Origin of the sequence: Chitinophaga horti (genome assembly GCF_022867795.2) — a bacterium.
Lineage (GTDB): Bacteria > Bacteroidota > Bacteroidia > Chitinophagales > Chitinophagaceae > Chitinophaga > Chitinophaga horti.
Genome location: NZ_CP107006.1, coordinates 120,383 through 135,045, shown reverse-complemented (window position 1 = coordinate 135,045; position 14,663 = coordinate 120,383). Strand labels below are relative to the sequence as shown.

General features: G+C 50.0%; 14 protein-coding genes. 6 read left to right on the top strand and 8 right to left on the bottom strand.

The window, feature by feature from the left end:
• The first annotated feature begins 7 nt into the window (after positions 1–7).
• The 4 genes from MKQ68_RS00565 to rfbD all read left to right on the top strand — a co-directional run bounded on the left by MKQ68_RS00565 (position 8) and on the right by rfbD (position 3,536).
• Positions 8–955 (top strand): UDP-glucuronic acid decarboxylase family protein, encoded by a 948-nt coding sequence (locus tag MKQ68_RS00565; RefSeq protein ID WP_264281640.1) that lies wholly within the window; start codon positions 8–10, stop codon positions 953–955.
• 79 nt (positions 956–1,034) lie between these two features.
• Positions 1,035–2,090, top strand: coding sequence for a dTDP-glucose 4,6-dehydratase (gene rfbB, locus MKQ68_RS00560; RefSeq protein WP_264281639.1), 1,056 nt, complete (start codon positions 1,035–1,037; stop codon positions 2,088–2,090).
• Positions 2,091–2,098: 8 nt separating this feature from the next.
• Entirely contained in the window at positions 2,099–2,659 is a 561-nt protein-coding gene (gene rfbC / locus MKQ68_RS00555; protein WP_264281638.1) for a dTDP-4-dehydrorhamnose 3,5-epimerase, read from the top strand.
• A gap of 13 nt (positions 2,660–2,672) precedes the next feature.
• A complete protein-coding gene (rfbD, locus tag MKQ68_RS00550) occupies positions 2,673–3,536 on the top strand; it encodes a dTDP-4-dehydrorhamnose reductase (protein WP_264281637.1) in 864 nt (287 codons plus the stop codon).
• Positions 3,537–3,592: 56 nt separating this feature from the next.
• Here the strand turns inward: rfbD and MKQ68_RS00545 are convergent, their stop codons facing one another.
• Complete coding sequence (locus MKQ68_RS00545; protein ID WP_264281636.1) at positions 3,593–4,243, bottom strand: ABC transporter ATP-binding protein; 651 nt, start codon at positions 4,241–4,243, stop codon at positions 3,593–3,595.
• A 99-nt stretch (positions 4,244–4,342) separates the two neighbouring features.
• Between MKQ68_RS00545 and MKQ68_RS00540 the strand changes: the two genes are divergently transcribed.
• Entirely contained in the window at positions 4,343–4,564 is a 222-nt protein-coding gene (locus tag MKQ68_RS00540; protein WP_012794455.1) for a DUF2795 domain-containing protein, read from the top strand.
• A 111-nt stretch (positions 4,565–4,675) separates the two neighbouring features.
• On the opposite strand, the gene MKQ68_RS00535 is transcribed toward MKQ68_RS00540, so the two are convergent.
• The 5 genes from MKQ68_RS00535 to MKQ68_RS00515 all read right to left on the bottom strand — a co-directional run bounded on the left by MKQ68_RS00535 (position 4,676) and on the right by MKQ68_RS00515 (position 10,821).
• Positions 4,676–5,488, bottom strand: a complete 813-nt coding sequence (locus tag MKQ68_RS00535; RefSeq protein WP_264281635.1) for an enoyl-ACP reductase FabI — start codon at positions 5,486–5,488, stop codon at positions 4,676–4,678.
• Between the two features lie 97 nt (positions 5,489–5,585).
• Positions 5,586–7,238 carry a DNA repair protein RecN gene (gene recN / locus MKQ68_RS00530; protein ID WP_264281634.1) on the bottom strand — a complete coding sequence of 551 codons (1,653 nt, stop codon included), beginning with the start codon at positions 7,236–7,238 and terminating at the stop codon, positions 5,586–5,588.
• 73 nt (positions 7,239–7,311) lie between these two features.
• On the bottom strand, positions 7,312–8,799 hold the full coding sequence (locus MKQ68_RS00525) for a tetratricopeptide repeat protein (RefSeq protein ID WP_264281633.1): 1,488 nt from the start codon (positions 8,797–8,799) through the stop codon (positions 7,312–7,314).
• Positions 8,800–8,964: 165 nt separating this feature from the next.
• Positions 8,965–9,717 carry a zinc ribbon domain-containing protein gene (locus tag MKQ68_RS00520; RefSeq protein WP_264281632.1) on the bottom strand — a complete coding sequence of 251 codons (753 nt, stop codon included), beginning with the start codon at positions 9,715–9,717 and terminating at the stop codon, positions 8,965–8,967.
• 3 nt (positions 9,718–9,720) lie between these two features.
• On the bottom strand, positions 9,721–10,821 hold the full coding sequence (locus MKQ68_RS00515) for a Nif3-like dinuclear metal center hexameric protein (RefSeq protein ID WP_264281631.1): 1,101 nt from the start codon (positions 10,819–10,821) through the stop codon (positions 9,721–9,723).
• Between the two features lie 54 nt (positions 10,822–10,875).
• On the opposite strand from MKQ68_RS00515, the gene MKQ68_RS00510 reads away from it, so the two are divergent.
• Complete coding sequence (locus tag MKQ68_RS00510) at positions 10,876–12,372, top strand: carboxypeptidase M32 (protein ID WP_264281630.1); 1,497 nt, start codon at positions 10,876–10,878, stop codon at positions 12,370–12,372.
• A gap of 793 nt (positions 12,373–13,165) precedes the next feature.
• On the opposite strand, the gene MKQ68_RS00505 is transcribed toward MKQ68_RS00510, so the two are convergent.
• A complete protein-coding gene (locus MKQ68_RS00505; RefSeq protein WP_264281629.1) occupies positions 13,166–13,846 on the bottom strand; it encodes a rhodanese-like domain-containing protein in 681 nt (226 codons plus the stop codon).
• Between the two features lie 14 nt (positions 13,847–13,860).
• The gene (locus tag MKQ68_RS00500; protein ID WP_264281628.1) at positions 13,861–14,484 is read right to left on the bottom strand and encodes a TPMT family class I SAM-dependent methyltransferase; all 624 of its coding nucleotides are present in this window, start codon (positions 14,482–14,484) and stop codon (positions 13,861–13,863) included.
• Between the last annotated feature and the right edge of the window lie 179 nt (positions 14,485–14,663).

Here is a 14,663-nt window from a genome sequence, read left to right as displayed (position 1 = left end):
TCAGCACATGAGCGATAAAAAAAGAATACTGATTACCGGCGCCGCCGGCTTCCTCGGATCGCACCTGTGCGACCGCTTCATAAAAGAGGGATACCATGTAATTGGCATGGACAACCTGATTACCGGTAACATCAAAAACATCGAACACCTTTTTAAACTGAAGGAATTCGAATATTACCACCACGATGTTTCCAAATTCGTGCACGTGCCCGGAGAACTGGATTACATCCTGCACTTCGCCTCACCGGCCAGCCCGATCGATTACCTGAAAATGCCTATCCAGACGTTGAAGGTAGGTTCATTGGGTACGCACAACCTGCTGGGCCTAGCGAAAGCGAAAAAAGCGCGTATGCTCATCGCTTCTACTTCAGAAGTATATGGCGACCCTAACGTACATCCGCAACCGGAAGAGTACTGGGGTAACGTAAACCCAATCGGCCCCCGTGGCGTATACGACGAGGCAAAACGCTTCCAGGAAGCCATTACCATGGCTTACCATAACTTCCATGGCCTGGAAACGCGCATCATCCGCATCTTTAATACTTATGGTCCGCGTATGCGACTCGATGACGGCCGTGCACTGCCGGCGTTCATGAGCCAGGCCCTTACCGGCCAGGACCTCACCGTGTTTGGCGATGGTTCTCAAACCCGTTCTTTCTGTTATGTAGACGACCTGGTAGAAGGTATTTACCGCCTGCTGCTCAGCGACTACCATCTCCCGGTGAACATCGGCAACCCGTCCGAAATCACCCTGAAACAGTTCGCGGAAGAAATCATAGCACTCACCGGCACTTCTCAGAAAATAGTATATCATCCGCTGCCGAAAGACGATCCAAAACAACGTCAGCCGGACATTACCAAAGCAAAGGAAATACTGGGCTGGGAACCGAAAGTAGATCGTAAAGAGGGGCTGAAGATCACTTATGAATATTTCAAACAAGCCCTTGGCAAATAAATGAATGACCACGCAAAAACAGCGCTTCCCTCAGGAAGTGCTGTTTTTGTGTTTAAGTACCATATCATAACTTTACCGCATGAAAAGGAAAATACTGGTTACGGGTGCAGCCGGATTTATCGGCTCCCACGTTGTTAGACTCTTCGTTAATAAATACCCTGATTACCAGCTGGTAAATCTCGACGCCCTCACCTATGCAGGCAATCTCGAAAACCTGAACGATATCAAGGATAAACCGAATTATGTTTTTGAAAAAGGAGACATTACGGATGAAACCTTTATCGATGAACTGTTTACCAAATACCAGTTCGATGGCGTGATCCACCTGGCTGCTGAAAGCCATGTAGACCGATCCATCCTCGATCCGCTGGCCTTCATTAAAACCAACGTTTTGGGTACGGCCGTACTGCTCAACACCGCCCGAAAGCACTGGAAAGATAACATGGAAGGCAAACTGTTTTATCATGTATCTACCGACGAAGTATACGGTTCCCTCGGCGCAGAAGGCTTCTTCACAGAGGAAACCGCGTATGATCCACGCTCGCCGTACTCCGCCTCCAAAGCCAGCTCCGACCACTTTGTAAAAGCATATTATCATACTTACCACTTACCGGTGGTATTGTCGAACTGCTCCAACAACTACGGCTCTAATCACTTCCCCGAGAAGCTGATCCCGCTGGCGATCCACAACATCAAAAACAATAAGCCCGTACCTGTATATGGTAAAGGCGAAAACATACGCGACTGGCTGTTCGTAGAAGATCATGCCCGCGCGATCGATACCATCTTCCACAACGGCCGTATCGGCGAAACCTACAACATTGGTGGTTTTAACGAGTGGAAAAATATCGACCTGATTGAACTGCTCTGCAAAGTGATGGATAAAAAGCTGGGCCGCCCCGAAGGCACGTCAGCAAAACTCATCACCTTTGTAAAAGACCGCGCCGGCCACGATATGCGTTACGCGATCGACGCTACCAAACTGAATAGGGAACTGGGCTGGAGCCCTTCCTTACAGTTTGAAGAAGGCCTGGAGAAAACCGTAGACTGGTACCTGGCAAATGAAGAATGGCTGAACAACGTAACCAGCGGTTCCTATCAACAATATTACGAAACACAATATCAGAAACGATAACTTAAGACATGCCTTTTACGGAAACAGGATTACCCGGACTGCTGGTGTTTGAACCCAAAGTGTTTGCCGACAGCAGGGGATATTTCTTCGAAAGCTATAATGCCAACACCTTTGCGGAGTGTGGCACCGAGTACAAATTTGTACAGGACAACCAGGCCCGCTCCACTTACGGTGTATTACGTGGCCTGCACTACCAGCAGGAGCCGTACGCACAAACGAAACTCGTTCGCGCGCTGGAAGGCCGCATTCTCGATGTGGTAGTAGACATCCGCAAGGGGTCGCCCACCTACGGCAAATCGTTCGCTATCGAACTGAGTGCGGAAAATAAAAAGCAGCTGCTCGTACCGAAGGGCTTTGCGCACGGCTACTCTGTTCTCAGTGAAACCGCTGAAGTGATGTACAAATGCGACAACTTTTACCACAAAGCCTCCGAAGGCGGCATCATCTACAACGATCCTGCGCTTAACATCGACTGGGGCTTCGACCTGAAAGACGCCGTGGTATCTGACAAAGACCTGGTGCTGCCTACCCTGGCCAATTGCGTTCATAATTTTGTTTACCAGCCATAATCCGCTGTTTATCATGAAAAAGATACTTGTTACCGGGGCTAACGGCCAGTTAGGGAAGTCATTGAGGGGCCTCGCATCACAATATGCCGGGTTCGAGTTCCTGTTTGCAGACCGCGAAACGCTGGATATTGCGGACCAGGACGCCGTTAACCGCTACTTTGCGGAACACCAGCCAGATGCCTGCATCAACTGCGCCGCCTACACGGCCGTTGACAAAGCCGAAAGCGACGAAGACAATGCATTCGCCCAGAACTTCCTGGCGGTGCTGTACCTCTCCGAAGCCTGCCTGCAACACAATTCGCAGCTGCTGCACATTTCCACCGATTACGTATTCGATGGCGCTAACAACCGTCCCTACCGCGAAACCGACGAAACCGGGCCACGCACCGTATACGGCAGCTCCAAACTGAAAGGCGAAGCCGCCGCGCTGGACCTGAACCCGAAATCGATCGTGGTGCGCACTTCCTGGGTGTATGCTAAAGAGGGCGTTAACTTCGTCAACAAGATCAAACAGCTGATGCAGGACAAACCAGCGCTCACCGTAGTGGTAGACCAAACTGGTACGCCTACTTATGCGCCCGACCTGGCCGCTGCCCTGCTCTCCATCCTCACAAAAGTGTTCGAAGCGCCGGGAACGGACTTCGGCGGTGTATATCACTATAGCAATCAAGGCGTAACCAGCTGGTTCGACTTCGCCGTAGCGATCCGCGATATCAGCGGCGCCAGCTGCAACATCTCTCCGGTTACCTCCGAACAATACCCTGCTCCTGCCCCAAGGCCGGCGTACAGTGTGTTAAACAAAGAGAAGATCCGTACTACTTTCGGATTGGAAATCCCGTACTGGAGGGATAGCCTGGAGGAATGCCTGAAAAGCTAACTTCCGACAATATATAACGAAGCGGGGCAGACCATGTGGTTTGCCCCGCTTTTTACTTATACGATCCTCCCATCCTTCATCACCAGCTGCCGGTCACTTAGAGGAGCAAGTTCTTCATTATGGGTAACGATGATGAATGTTTGCCCGAACTGGTCGCGCAGGCTGAAAAACAACTGGTGCAGTTCGCGGGCGTTATGTGAGTCCAGATTGCCGGTAGGTTCATCAGCCATCACCACCTCAGGGTTGTTGATCAACGCCCTGGCTACAGCCACACGCTGCTGCTCTCCACCTGAAAGCTGGTTAGGGCGGTGATCCAGGCGATCCTTGAGTCCCAAAGTCTCCAGCAGGAAAATGGCCCGCTCTTTTACTTCGGCCTTCTTATGGCCCCTTATATACCCGGGAATGCACACGTTCTCGATCGCCGAGAACTCGGGAAGTAAATGGTGAAACTGAAAAATAAAACCTATGTGACGGTTGCGGAAGTCTGCCAGGGCTTTGCCCTTCAGGCGGGTAATGTTCTCCTGGTGCAGGAATACCTCACCGGAAGTAGGAGTATCCAATGTACCCAGTAAGTGTAATAAAGTGCTTTTGCCCGCCCCCGAAGAGCCTACAATAGTCACGATTTCTCCTTTATTGACGGTTACGTCAACGCCTTTCAGCACCTGTAAGTTGGAATAATTTTTGGTCAGATTGCGAGCAGTAAGCATACCCAAAGAAAACAATTTTCTCCATTAAAATAGATAAAGTTGTTTATTTCAAATTAAATAATACTTTTGCGAAAATTTAGAGAAAGTAAAATTTATTATATGTACTGGACTCTCGAATTAGCATCTTACCTGGAGGACGCTCCATGGCCCGCTACTAAGGACGAACTTATTGACTACGCCATCCGTTCCGGTGCACCAATCGAAGTGATCGAGAATTTGCAGGAACTGGAGGACGAAGGGGAAATTTACGAAGGCATAGAAGACATCTGGTCCGACTATCCCTCACAGGACGACTTCTTCTTTAACGAAGACGAATATTAATTCAGGGTCGACTTGTTGTTTACCGCCCCCAACGGTAGCCATTACCGAAAAAATTAGCCGTTCCAACTGGAACGGCTTTATTTTTTACCCGTAGTCTGTATTACGGTAATGTTATTTTTCCATCTGCTCGATCACCTCAGCGGATACACCGGTGAAGGAGAAACCACCATCATGGAACAGGTTCTGCATCGTTACCATTTTGGTCAGGTCAGAGAACAAGGTAACCGCATAATCTGCACACTGGTCGGCAGTAGCGTTACCCAGCGGGCTCATTTTTTCTGCGTAAGAGATAAAACCATCAAAGCCTTTTACGCCGCTACCAGCAGTGGTGCGGGTTGGAGACTGTGAAATAGTGTTAACGCGAACTTTGTTTTTCTTACCATAGTGGTAGCCAAAGCTGCGGGCGATAGACTCCAGCAGGGATTTAGCATCCGCCATTTCACCATAGTCAGGGAATACACGCTGCGCTGCGATGTAAGTAAGCGCCACTACAGAACCCCACTCGTTCAGTGCGTCCAGCTTGTAGCAGGTTTGCAGTAAACGGTGCAGGGAAGTAGCAGAAATATCGTTCGTTTTGTGGTTGAAGTCATAATCCAGGTCCATGTAGTTGCGACCTTTACGGATGTTCATGCTCATACCTACAGAGTGAAGGATAAAATCGATCTTACCGCCGAAATGCTCCATGGATTTGGTGATGAGATTGTTGATATCGTCGTTGCTGGTCACGTCGGCCGGGATGATCGGCGCGTTGCAGGCTTCAGCCAGTTTCTTGATCTCACCCATCCGCATGGCAATAGGAGCATTGGTCAGCACAATCTGCGCGCCCTGTTCTACACAGCGCTCAGCAATTTTCCATGCAATGGAATTTGCGTCCAGCGCGCCGAAGATGATACCTTTTTTTCCTTGTAATAAGTTATGAGCCATTTAGTTCTAAATTTTGGCAAAAATAGTTGTTAATAATGAATATCTAAAGCTAAAAATTTCTCATACGTTAGCCGTTGCAAAACAGCCGGCACCTTTCCTAGTTCAGCACCATTTCCCGTGCGTTCTCTAATGCCGCCGCCGTAGGCTTTTCGCCGCCGAGCATCTGCGCTATCTTGTTAATACGCTCCTCCTGCTCCAGCAAACGCACGCTGGTAGTCACTTTACCGCCCATTTCGGTTTTGTAAACGAAGTAATGCGCATCCGCCTTACCGGCGATTTGCGGCTGGTGGGTGATACAAATTACCTGTATACCGCCGGCCAGTTCTTTCATGATCACCCCTACCTGTCGCGCCGCCTCGCCGGAAATACCGGTATCGATCTCATCGAAAATGAGGGTGGGCAGTGCTACGGAACGGGCCACCAGCGACTTGATACACAGCATCAACCGGCTGAGCTCACCACCTGAAGCCACCTTACGGATCGGCGCAAAATGATTGCTTTTGTTCGCATCGAACAGGAACTCGATATGATCTAACCCAAACGTGTTTAAGGGCACGACAGTCATTTCTACTTTCAGGCGGGCATTCGGCATACCTACCTGTCCTAACAGGGCGTTCACCTTCTGTTCGAACGCAGGCAGCTGCGCCTTACGTTGTTTGCTGATGGCTTCCGCCTTTTGCTGTAACTGGGCCTGTAATTGTTTGCCCTCGTTCTCGAGCCAGTTAATACGCTCGTCGAGGTTCAACACGTTTTCCAGTTTTTCGCTGAGGGCTTTGTGAATAGCAATCAGTTCATTGGTGGATGTGACGGCATGTTTTTTAAACAGCCTGTAACCCAATGCCAGCCGCTCATTCAACGCTTCCATACGTTTGCCGTCGTATTGCAGCTGGTCGTTGATGCGCTCTACCTCGCCGGCTATGTCCTGCAACTCCACGTAGCTGGACTGCAAACGTTCGGCGATGGCGGGTATCTCCTTATGAAAGCCAGACAAGGCCTGCAGGGATGACTGCATTTGCTTCAGCACCTGTAGTACGGGCTGCTCGTCCTCTTTCAGCTGGTAGTAAACCTTGGAAAGTGAATTTTTGATCTCCTCCGCATGGCTCAACGCCTTCAGCTCGGTGTCCAGGGTTTCCAGCTCGTTTTCAGTGAACGCAGCTTCTTCCAGTTCATCCAGCAGGAACTTGTTATAATCGTATTCTTTGTTCGCATTGTCGCGCTGCGCTGCCAGGTCTTTCAGTTCCTTTTGCAGCGAGGTGTATTTTGAGAACAGCTGCGCGTATTGCTGCAATACTTCGGGCTGACCGGCCAGTGCGTCCACTACTTCGCGCTGGAAGTCGGAACGGCCAAGGTCGAGTGTGTCGAACTGCTGGTGCAGGTCTACAAGCAGGCGGCTCAATTCATTCAGTTGGGAAAGGTTTACCGGCGTATCGTTTACAAAAGCGCGCGATTTGCCGGCCGCACTGATCTCGCGACGGATGATCAGCTGATCTTCCATATCCAGTTCATACTGGTCGAAGAAGTGTTGTACCTGCGATTTTTTTACTTTGAAGATGCCCTCGATCACACACTTGTTGTTTTTATCGAACAACACGCCGGGATCGGCTCTTTCGCCCAGGATGAGCGACAGCGCACCGAGCAGGATAGATTTACCCGCACCGGTTTCGCCGGTAATCACATTCAGGTTGCCGGAGAAGTCGATCTCCAGGTTCTCGATAATTGCGTAGTTCTGAACTATAAGTCGGTGCAACATAGATGAAGTAACGTCATTCTCTTAGTCCATCAAATTTCAATTAAAAAATCTACAAAGCCCAAATTTGTGGATATTAATTACCGCTAAGACGAAGAATGCCGGCTTTAGCACGCTGATCGAGCGAATTTTTATAGTCGTGCCCTTCCATATCGAGGCATTTCTGGAACCACACCTGCGCATTGGCCTTGTCGCCACGTTTTTCATAGATGTACCCGAGCTGCAGGCAGGAACGCGCAGCGAAGTATTCGGTACGGTTTGCACCCAGGCGCGCGGTTACCTCGTACATCGAGATCGCATTCTGATCGTAATTCATTTCATCATAAATGCGGCCGAGGCGATACGCATACTCCAACCGGTCGGATGAAGTGGAGAAGTCACCGGCTTTTTTGCCCTGCAACAATTTTAATGCTTCGGAATAAAAACCACCATCACTCAGCAAACGCACCCTCAGCAACAATGGATTGGGCCAGGTACCGGCTTTCGCCTCTTTCAACGCCTGCTTGTCCGCATCGGTATCCGTACCACCACGGGTAAGAATTTGTGCGCGATACTTATTGGCCATATCGAGATTACCTTTGATGTAGTAGCCCCAGCTTAACTTCTGCAATGCTTCTTTCACGAAGAAGCGGCCTTTGAAGCGGGCGAGGAAACGTTCGAGGTACGCGGTGGCGTCATCGTCCAGGCGGTTGAGTTTTAACTGGCCGAGCAGGTAGTTTTCCCAGGCAATGTCTACATATTCGGCGCTGCGGTTACGCTCTGTTAGCGCGGTAATCCCCTGCTGCGACTTCTGATTGTTCATCGACAGCTGTGCCACCATCAAAGCATACAGGTAGTTGTTTTTGGTGTCCAGCTTTTTTTCGTTGATCAGCTGCCAAACCTGTTCGGGTTTGTTTTCTATAAAAAGTTTCAGGTAACAATAGTAGAAGTAGGATTCTTCGCGGAACAGCTGCGCGTACGGCGAATTGCTATCCACGGCCAGCTGCACGTTCTGCATGCCTTGTTTAATACTGCCGCGTAAGCCGAGTATGTTCGTGATCCACTTATAGCCTTCCGGTATGGTACCAAACACGGTTTGCAGCGCACCTACCATCATGTTATTCGGCACGAACGACGGATATTTTTTCTGGTTATCGCGAAACGCCGTGTAGGCGCGACGTATTTCCCATACGGCGTCCCAACGCTCGCCAAACTTCACTTTCACCAATGCCCACTGAAATTTGATGGCCGCCTGTGTGTACAGGTAATAAGGCGATTCACCGGGGCCTTCGGCCATCAGCTCCAATCTTTCTGCCCGCATCTTTTTCCGCTGGGAATAAAAGTTGGGATCTTCGTTGAAAAACAGTTGAAAGAAATCGGCGTAGTTATCGAGGTAATACGGAATGAGGTTATCAGGGTTGTCTTTTTTTTCTTCATTCAGCAATTGCAGTCCAACGTTCAGTCTTAATTGCATGATGGCATCGTAGGCCTGCTGGCAGCGGGGATTAAAATCAAACACCTTCTGTCTGGCGGAAAGGGATAAGGATAAGTTTAACAAAAGGATCGTTGCTAATAAAACACGCATAAGTCACGAAGGATTAATAAAGGCGGCACATCTCCTGCAAATAACATACCCTGTTACCGGTTTTGGCGCAAAAGTACGATTCGGGGGCAATAAAAAGGAGAAAGGAAGAAAAGGTAACTGCCCTCTCCTTCCTTTCTCCAGCTATATAATAACCCAGTATTGATCTTAGATCGTCACGGATGCGTCCAGGTCATTATCTACCAGTACGCGGCCGCAATGTTCGCAAACGATGATCTTTTTACGCTGGCGGATTTCTGCCTGGCGCTGAGGAGGAATGGCGTTAAAGCATCCACCGCAGGAATCACGTACGATAGAAACCACAGCCAGACCATTACGGTAGTTGTTACGGATCTTTTCGTAAGCAGCGAGCAGGCGAGGCTCCACTTTCGTGCGGGCTTCTTCGCTCAGTTTGCGGAAACCGGTTTCCTCTTTCTCGGTTTCACCGATGATCTTTTCCAGTTCACCTGCTTTATGTTTCAGGTTCAGGTCTTTATCAGAAACTGCTTTTTTAGCAGTTTCGAGTACGCGGTTTTTGTCTTTTATTTCTTCGGTAGCGTCTTTGATGTGCTTTTCAGACAATTTGATCTCCAGCGCCTGCATTTCGATCTCCTTGCTGATAGCCTCAAATTCGCGGCTGTTTTTTACGTTGTTCTGTTGCTTCTCATATTTTTTGATGAGCGCTTCAGAGTCCTTGATGGCGTTTTTCTTGTTGCTAACGAAATCCTGGATGCCCCTGATCTCATCTTCGATATGGTGCTGGCGGTGGTTAAGTCCTTCGATCTCATCCTCCAAATCCTTTACTTCGATAGGCAATTCCCCTTTCAGGATCTGGATTTCGTCCAGTTTGGAATCGATTTTCTGCAACTTCAGTACAGACACCAATTTTTCCTCAACAGAGTATTCTTTAACTGTAGCCATGTATTATAAATAATTTACCGGGTTTGTTCGAATGACTGATTTAAGAGGCGCAAAATTACGGAAATTTTCAGTCAATATAAGATAAAATAATTCGACTGCGAACTGTTCGCTTTCAAAATGTCCGATATCTGCAATAACTAATTGATTTTCAGCATCAAAAAACTCATGATACTTAAAGTCGGCCGATACATATGCATCTGCACCGGCTGCAATGGCATGTTTTAACAGGAAACTACCCGCACCACCGCATACCGCCACTTTCTTCACCGGGCGGCCTCTTAACGGCGTATACCGCACGCAGCCCGTTCCGAAACGTTCCTTCACAAATTGCAGGAAGGCCATCTCGTCCATCTCCTGCGGAAGGTCGCCTGTCAGCCCGGAGCCTACCCGCGGGTGGTAATTCTCCAGCGCCACAATATCGTAGGCCACCTCTTCGTAAGGATGGCACTTCAGCAAAGCTTCCACCACCTTCCCTTCCAGATGGGCGGGAAATATCACTTCCAGCTTCACCTCGGCCTCCTGGTGCCGGCTGCCCGGCTCTCCCACATAGGGATTCGTACCGGACGCGCCCTTAAAGGTGCCTGTGCCCTCCTGCCCGAAACTGCACTCGCTGTAATTGCCGATATGACCGGCACCGGCCATGAACAGGCCGTTACGAACGATTTCCGCGTCGGCCACCGGTACAAAGGTGTACAGCTTACGCAGTAATTGCTTCTTTGGCTGCAATACACGGCTGCCTGTTAAACCCAGTCGTTCCGCCATCATGGCGCTTACGCCGTTGTGCACATTATCCAGGTTGGTATGCGCGGCATATACGGCAATATCATGTTTGATGGCTTTTATCGCCACCCGTTCCACATAATTTTTTCCATTGATCTTTTTAAGCCCGCCGAATACGATCGGGTGATGCGCGATCACCAGGTTGCAGTTATTGGCGATCGCCTCGTCTATCACCGCTTCAGTGGTATCGAGGGTAAGCAGTACGTTCGTCACTTCCCAGCTTGCATCCCCGAAGAGCAGGCCGGCGTTATCGTAGCTTTCCTGGTAGGCGGGTGGGGCGTAAGCCTCTATCACCCGCAGGATGTCTTTAATTGTTATCTTCATGCCTTCGGGGCTGAAATTAAGGATTTCTGACCGTTACGTAAAAAATCAGATCATATGTTAGTGAAAAAAGCCACAGCCGAGCTTTACGCCGAGTATAAGACCAAAATGGAACAGGTAGCCGACGTGCGTAACGCCATTGCCGTGTTAAGCTGGGACCAGGAAACATACCTGCCCGAAAAAGGATCCGCCTTCCGCGGACAACAGATCACCACGCTCAGCACCATTGCCCACGAACTGTTCACCAATGCGGAACTGGGCAACATCCTGCATGAACTGGCCTCCCGCACCGACCTGGATGAGCGCAAACAGAAAAACATTGCCCTATCCCTCGAAGATTACGATAAGAACAAAAAATACCCCGCAGCCTTCGTGGCCGAGATGTCGCAAACCACCTCCGCCTGTTATCACGCCTGGATCAAAGCCCGCAAGCTGAATAGCTACGAGGCCTTTGAAACGCCGCTGAACAAGATGATCCTGCTGAAACGCCAGGAAACGGAGCTGCTGGGCTATACCGGCCACCCGTACAACGCGCTGCTGAACGAATACGAAAGAGGCGCTACCACCACGATGCTCGACACGGTATTTGCCGACGTTCGCAGCTCCCTCTCTCCCCTGCTGGAGAAGGTGGCCGCACAGCCGTTGCCGGACAAACAGTTCCTGCACAAACATTACGATAAAGACAAACAATGGCAATTCGGCCTCCGCCTGCTAAAGGATATGGGTTACGATATGGCCGCCGGCCGGCAGGACATTTCGGAGCATCCGTTCACCACCAGCTTCAACCCGGAAGATGTGCGTGTTACCACCCGCATCGACGAGAACGACTTTGGCAACATGACCTGGAGCTGCATTCACGAAGGCGGCCATGCCCTGTACGAGCAGGGATTACCCACCGGCGAATACGGCCTGCCCCTCGGCGAAGCCGCCAGCCTGGGCATTCACGAGTCGCAGTCCAGGTTATGGGAAAACAATGTAGGCCGGAGTTTGGGCTACTGGCAACATTACTACGCCGACCTGCAAGCGCTGTTCCCTGAAAACCTGGGCAATGTGCCATTGCAGGATTTCTATCGCGCCATCAACCTCGTGCAGCCTTCGTTGATCCGCACCGAGGCCGATGAACTCACTTATCACTTCCATGTGATGATCCGCTACGAGATCGAAAAAGGCCTGATCGACGGCAGCATCGGCACCGACGGCCTGCGCGACACCTGGAACCAATATTATAAGCAATACCTGCACGTAGACGTACCCGACGACGTTCGCGGCGTGCTGCAGGACATTCACTGGTCGCACGGCAGCTTCGGCTACTTCCCTACTTATTCGCTGGGCAGCTTCTATGCCGCCCAATTGTACAATGCCGCTCAAACACAGCTTCCCGGCCTCGACCAGGAAATCTCGAACGGCCGGTACGCCAACCTGCTCGACTGGCTGCGCCGCAACATTCACCAGTACGGCCGCCAATACACCTCGAACGAACTTTGCGAAAAGGTCACCGGCGAACCACTCCAGTTCCGCCATTTCCTGCGGTATGCGGAGGAGAAATTCAAATGATTCGGGAAGGCTGCCGGTGATGGCAGCCTTTTTCTTTTCTAGCCATCTTTCAGCCCTTTCCTAAGCCCCCGTTGTGTCACTCCCTTCAGCGGCAGCGCGCACTCCGGCGTGGCTGGTGGCATCTTATGTTTTCAAATGGCGGAGACTGCTTCGGCCGTCGCCTCCCCCCTGCAATAGTGCCGAAAACGATGCCCGTTCTCCTATAGGAACATGCTGCATCCTTGCACCATCCTTTAAGGATCCTTCGTATATCTTAGGTTTATCCTTCGTTAATTCTAGGTTCATTCTTCGTTCATCCTAGGTTTATATACGAAGGATGAACGAAGGATATACGAAGGATATACGAAGGATATACGAAGGATATACGAAGGATGTACGAAGGATGTACGAAGGATGTATGAAGGAGCCTCGAAGGATGCCCGGACGATATAGACGACTGTCACGTCCTAAAATAGGTTTACACCCGTGTGAGATAGTCCGGATTAAGGTTTACACCCGTATTTGTTAATCCGTATAAAGGTTTACAACATCGTCCATGGCGGCTAACATCATAAGCGAACTAGACTATAACTAAAATACGCTGCACTAAACGTGCAAAGGTTCAGCGGAACGGGGCTAAAGTTTTATCCCGCATCAAATTGTCAGCATTGGCACCTTGGTAGTTGCATAGCATCCATGACGCATCATCTACCTGATGAGATAGCCCTCGTACGAACGTGCGTTTTCTAACCCAATAGGAAGAACCAATAAAAAAGCCCCGCAAGCGGGGCTGCTAAGAAAGTTCGTGGGGCAGCTACTGCGCCAGCGCGGCCTTCAACTCACCGAGCATTACCGGGCCAGCTTTACGCCAGGTTTCGCGACCGTTTTTGTAAATGATGAAGGTGGGCAGTGTAGTGGCGGTGATACTTTTCATGACATCTGTGTCGTTGCCGCCATCCACTTTAACAAGCGAGAAATTGACAGAGTTCGAAGCCTGGAGTTCGGCGATGATCGGCTCCATCTTGCGGCAGGGAGGGCACCAGGAGGCTCCTACATCTACGAGGACAGTGCCATTGGCGGTTGCACGGATAAATTCGGCGGTCGTCATCTGGGGCGCGGGATTAGCGCCGTCGAGTGGTTTGCCGGCTTGTTTCCATGCGTTGATGCCGCCGTCCATTTCGATCACTTGTTTAAACCCGTTCTCACGCAGCCAGGTGGCAGCTCCTGCGCTGCGGATGCCAGCCAGGCAGTATACGTATACGGGCCTGGACTTGTCCAGGTACTGTACGCGATCCTGGAACTCGGGCTTTTTATTGAAATCGGCCTGCAAAGCACCTTGCAGGTGACCAGTATTAAATTCTTTGGCGGTGCGCACATCGAGCAGTTGCACCTCTTCTCCCTTCATTCCTTTTTCGAACGTGGTTACATCCACGGTTTGCGCCAGCAGGGAGAGTCGCAGGCACACGAAAGCCATCATCAAAATACACCTATTCATCCCTCAAATTTCGGCTATTTATTCCATTTGTTAAGGATGGGTGCGTCTTGTTTACGGAAATTGAAAAACAGCTCTTTGCCCTTCCTTGCCGGATGTGAGTTATGACAGGGAGCAAAGGTTTTAAAGTTGAAGTACTGCTCAAACAGGCGGCGGTACACCTTTACGTTACCTCCGAAGGGCGGCCCCTCCTTCTCGAACTCACGATTGAAGAGGAGGCCTACGAAACGCCCCTCGTCCCACATCAGGTCGTGCATGTGACGGGCGTAGTCCTGGCGCATAGACGGTTCAAGGGCGCAGAAAAACGTTTGTTCGATGATCAGGTCATACTCGCCTTCATGTTTGAAAAAATCACCTTCCACGAAACGGATGCCTGTCTGTTCAAACTCCTTCCGCAGCCGTGTAATCAGCACGCCCGATATATCCACTACCGTTATATCCTTAAATCCGTTTTCCCACAAATAGCGTGCTTCATAACTGTTACCCCCACCGGGTATCAGTACACGATGGTGCTTGTTGGAACATTGATCTATGTAGGCTTTCAGTGGCGGCGATACTTCGCCCATATCCCATTCTGTTTCCCCGTTTCTATAGCGCTGGTTCCAATATTCTTTGTTTAATGCAGGTGTATCCGTCATCATAAAAATTGTTTCAGTTGCATGACCCATCCTCCGCTGGCATGCGGGTCCCATTCTTGTGGCAAATAACACATAAATCGCTTCAGGGTTTGAAAACGGTATGTTAATGCATACAGATAATTGTTTCCATAATATGTTCTTTAACAACCAATTAACATTATCTTGGCATTATTATTCTATAT

What these genes read in the sequence shown, in the direction of transcription:
- MKQ68_RS00545 (WP_264281636.1), bottom strand. Translation starts at nt 4,243, where the DNA reads ATGCTTACTGCTCGCAATCTGACCAAAAATTATTCCAACTTACAGGTG.
- MKQ68_RS00520 (WP_264281632.1), bottom strand. Translation starts at nt 9,717, where the DNA reads ATGGCTACAGTTAAAGAATACTCTGTTGAGGAAAAATTGGTGTCTGTA.
- recN (WP_264281634.1), bottom strand. Translation starts at nt 7,238, where the DNA reads ATGTTGCACCGACTTATAGTTCAGAACTACGCAATTATCGAGAACCTG.
- rfbD (WP_264281637.1), top strand. Translation starts at nt 2,673, where the DNA reads ATGAAAAAGATACTTGTTACCGGGGCTAACGGCCAGTTAGGGAAGTCA.
- MKQ68_RS00535 (WP_264281635.1), bottom strand. Translation starts at nt 5,488, where the DNA reads ATGGCTCATAACTTATTACAAGGAAAAAAAGGTATCATCTTCGGCGCG.
- MKQ68_RS00515 (WP_264281631.1), bottom strand. Translation starts at nt 10,821, where the DNA reads ATGAAGATAACAATTAAAGACATCCTGCGGGTGATAGAGGCTTACGCC.
- MKQ68_RS00500 (WP_264281628.1), bottom strand. Translation starts at nt 14,484, where the DNA reads ATGATGACGGATACACCTGCATTAAACAAAGAATATTGGAACCAGCGC.
- MKQ68_RS00565 (WP_264281640.1), top strand. Translation starts at nt 8, where the DNA reads ATGAGCGATAAAAAAAGAATACTGATTACCGGCGCCGCCGGCTTCCTC.
- MKQ68_RS00505 (WP_264281629.1), bottom strand. Translation starts at nt 13,846, where the DNA reads ATGAATAGGTGTATTTTGATGATGGCTTTCGTGTGCCTGCGACTCTCC.
- MKQ68_RS00510 (WP_264281630.1), top strand. Translation starts at nt 10,876, where the DNA reads ATGTTAGTGAAAAAAGCCACAGCCGAGCTTTACGCCGAGTATAAGACC.
- rfbC (WP_264281638.1), top strand. Translation starts at nt 2,099, where the DNA reads ATGCCTTTTACGGAAACAGGATTACCCGGACTGCTGGTGTTTGAACCC.
- MKQ68_RS00540 (WP_012794455.1), top strand. Translation starts at nt 4,343, where the DNA reads ATGTACTGGACTCTCGAATTAGCATCTTACCTGGAGGACGCTCCATGG.
- MKQ68_RS00525 (WP_264281633.1), bottom strand. Translation starts at nt 8,799, where the DNA reads ATGCGTGTTTTATTAGCAACGATCCTTTTGTTAAACTTATCCTTATCC.
- rfbB (WP_264281639.1), top strand. Translation starts at nt 1,035, where the DNA reads ATGAAAAGGAAAATACTGGTTACGGGTGCAGCCGGATTTATCGGCTCC.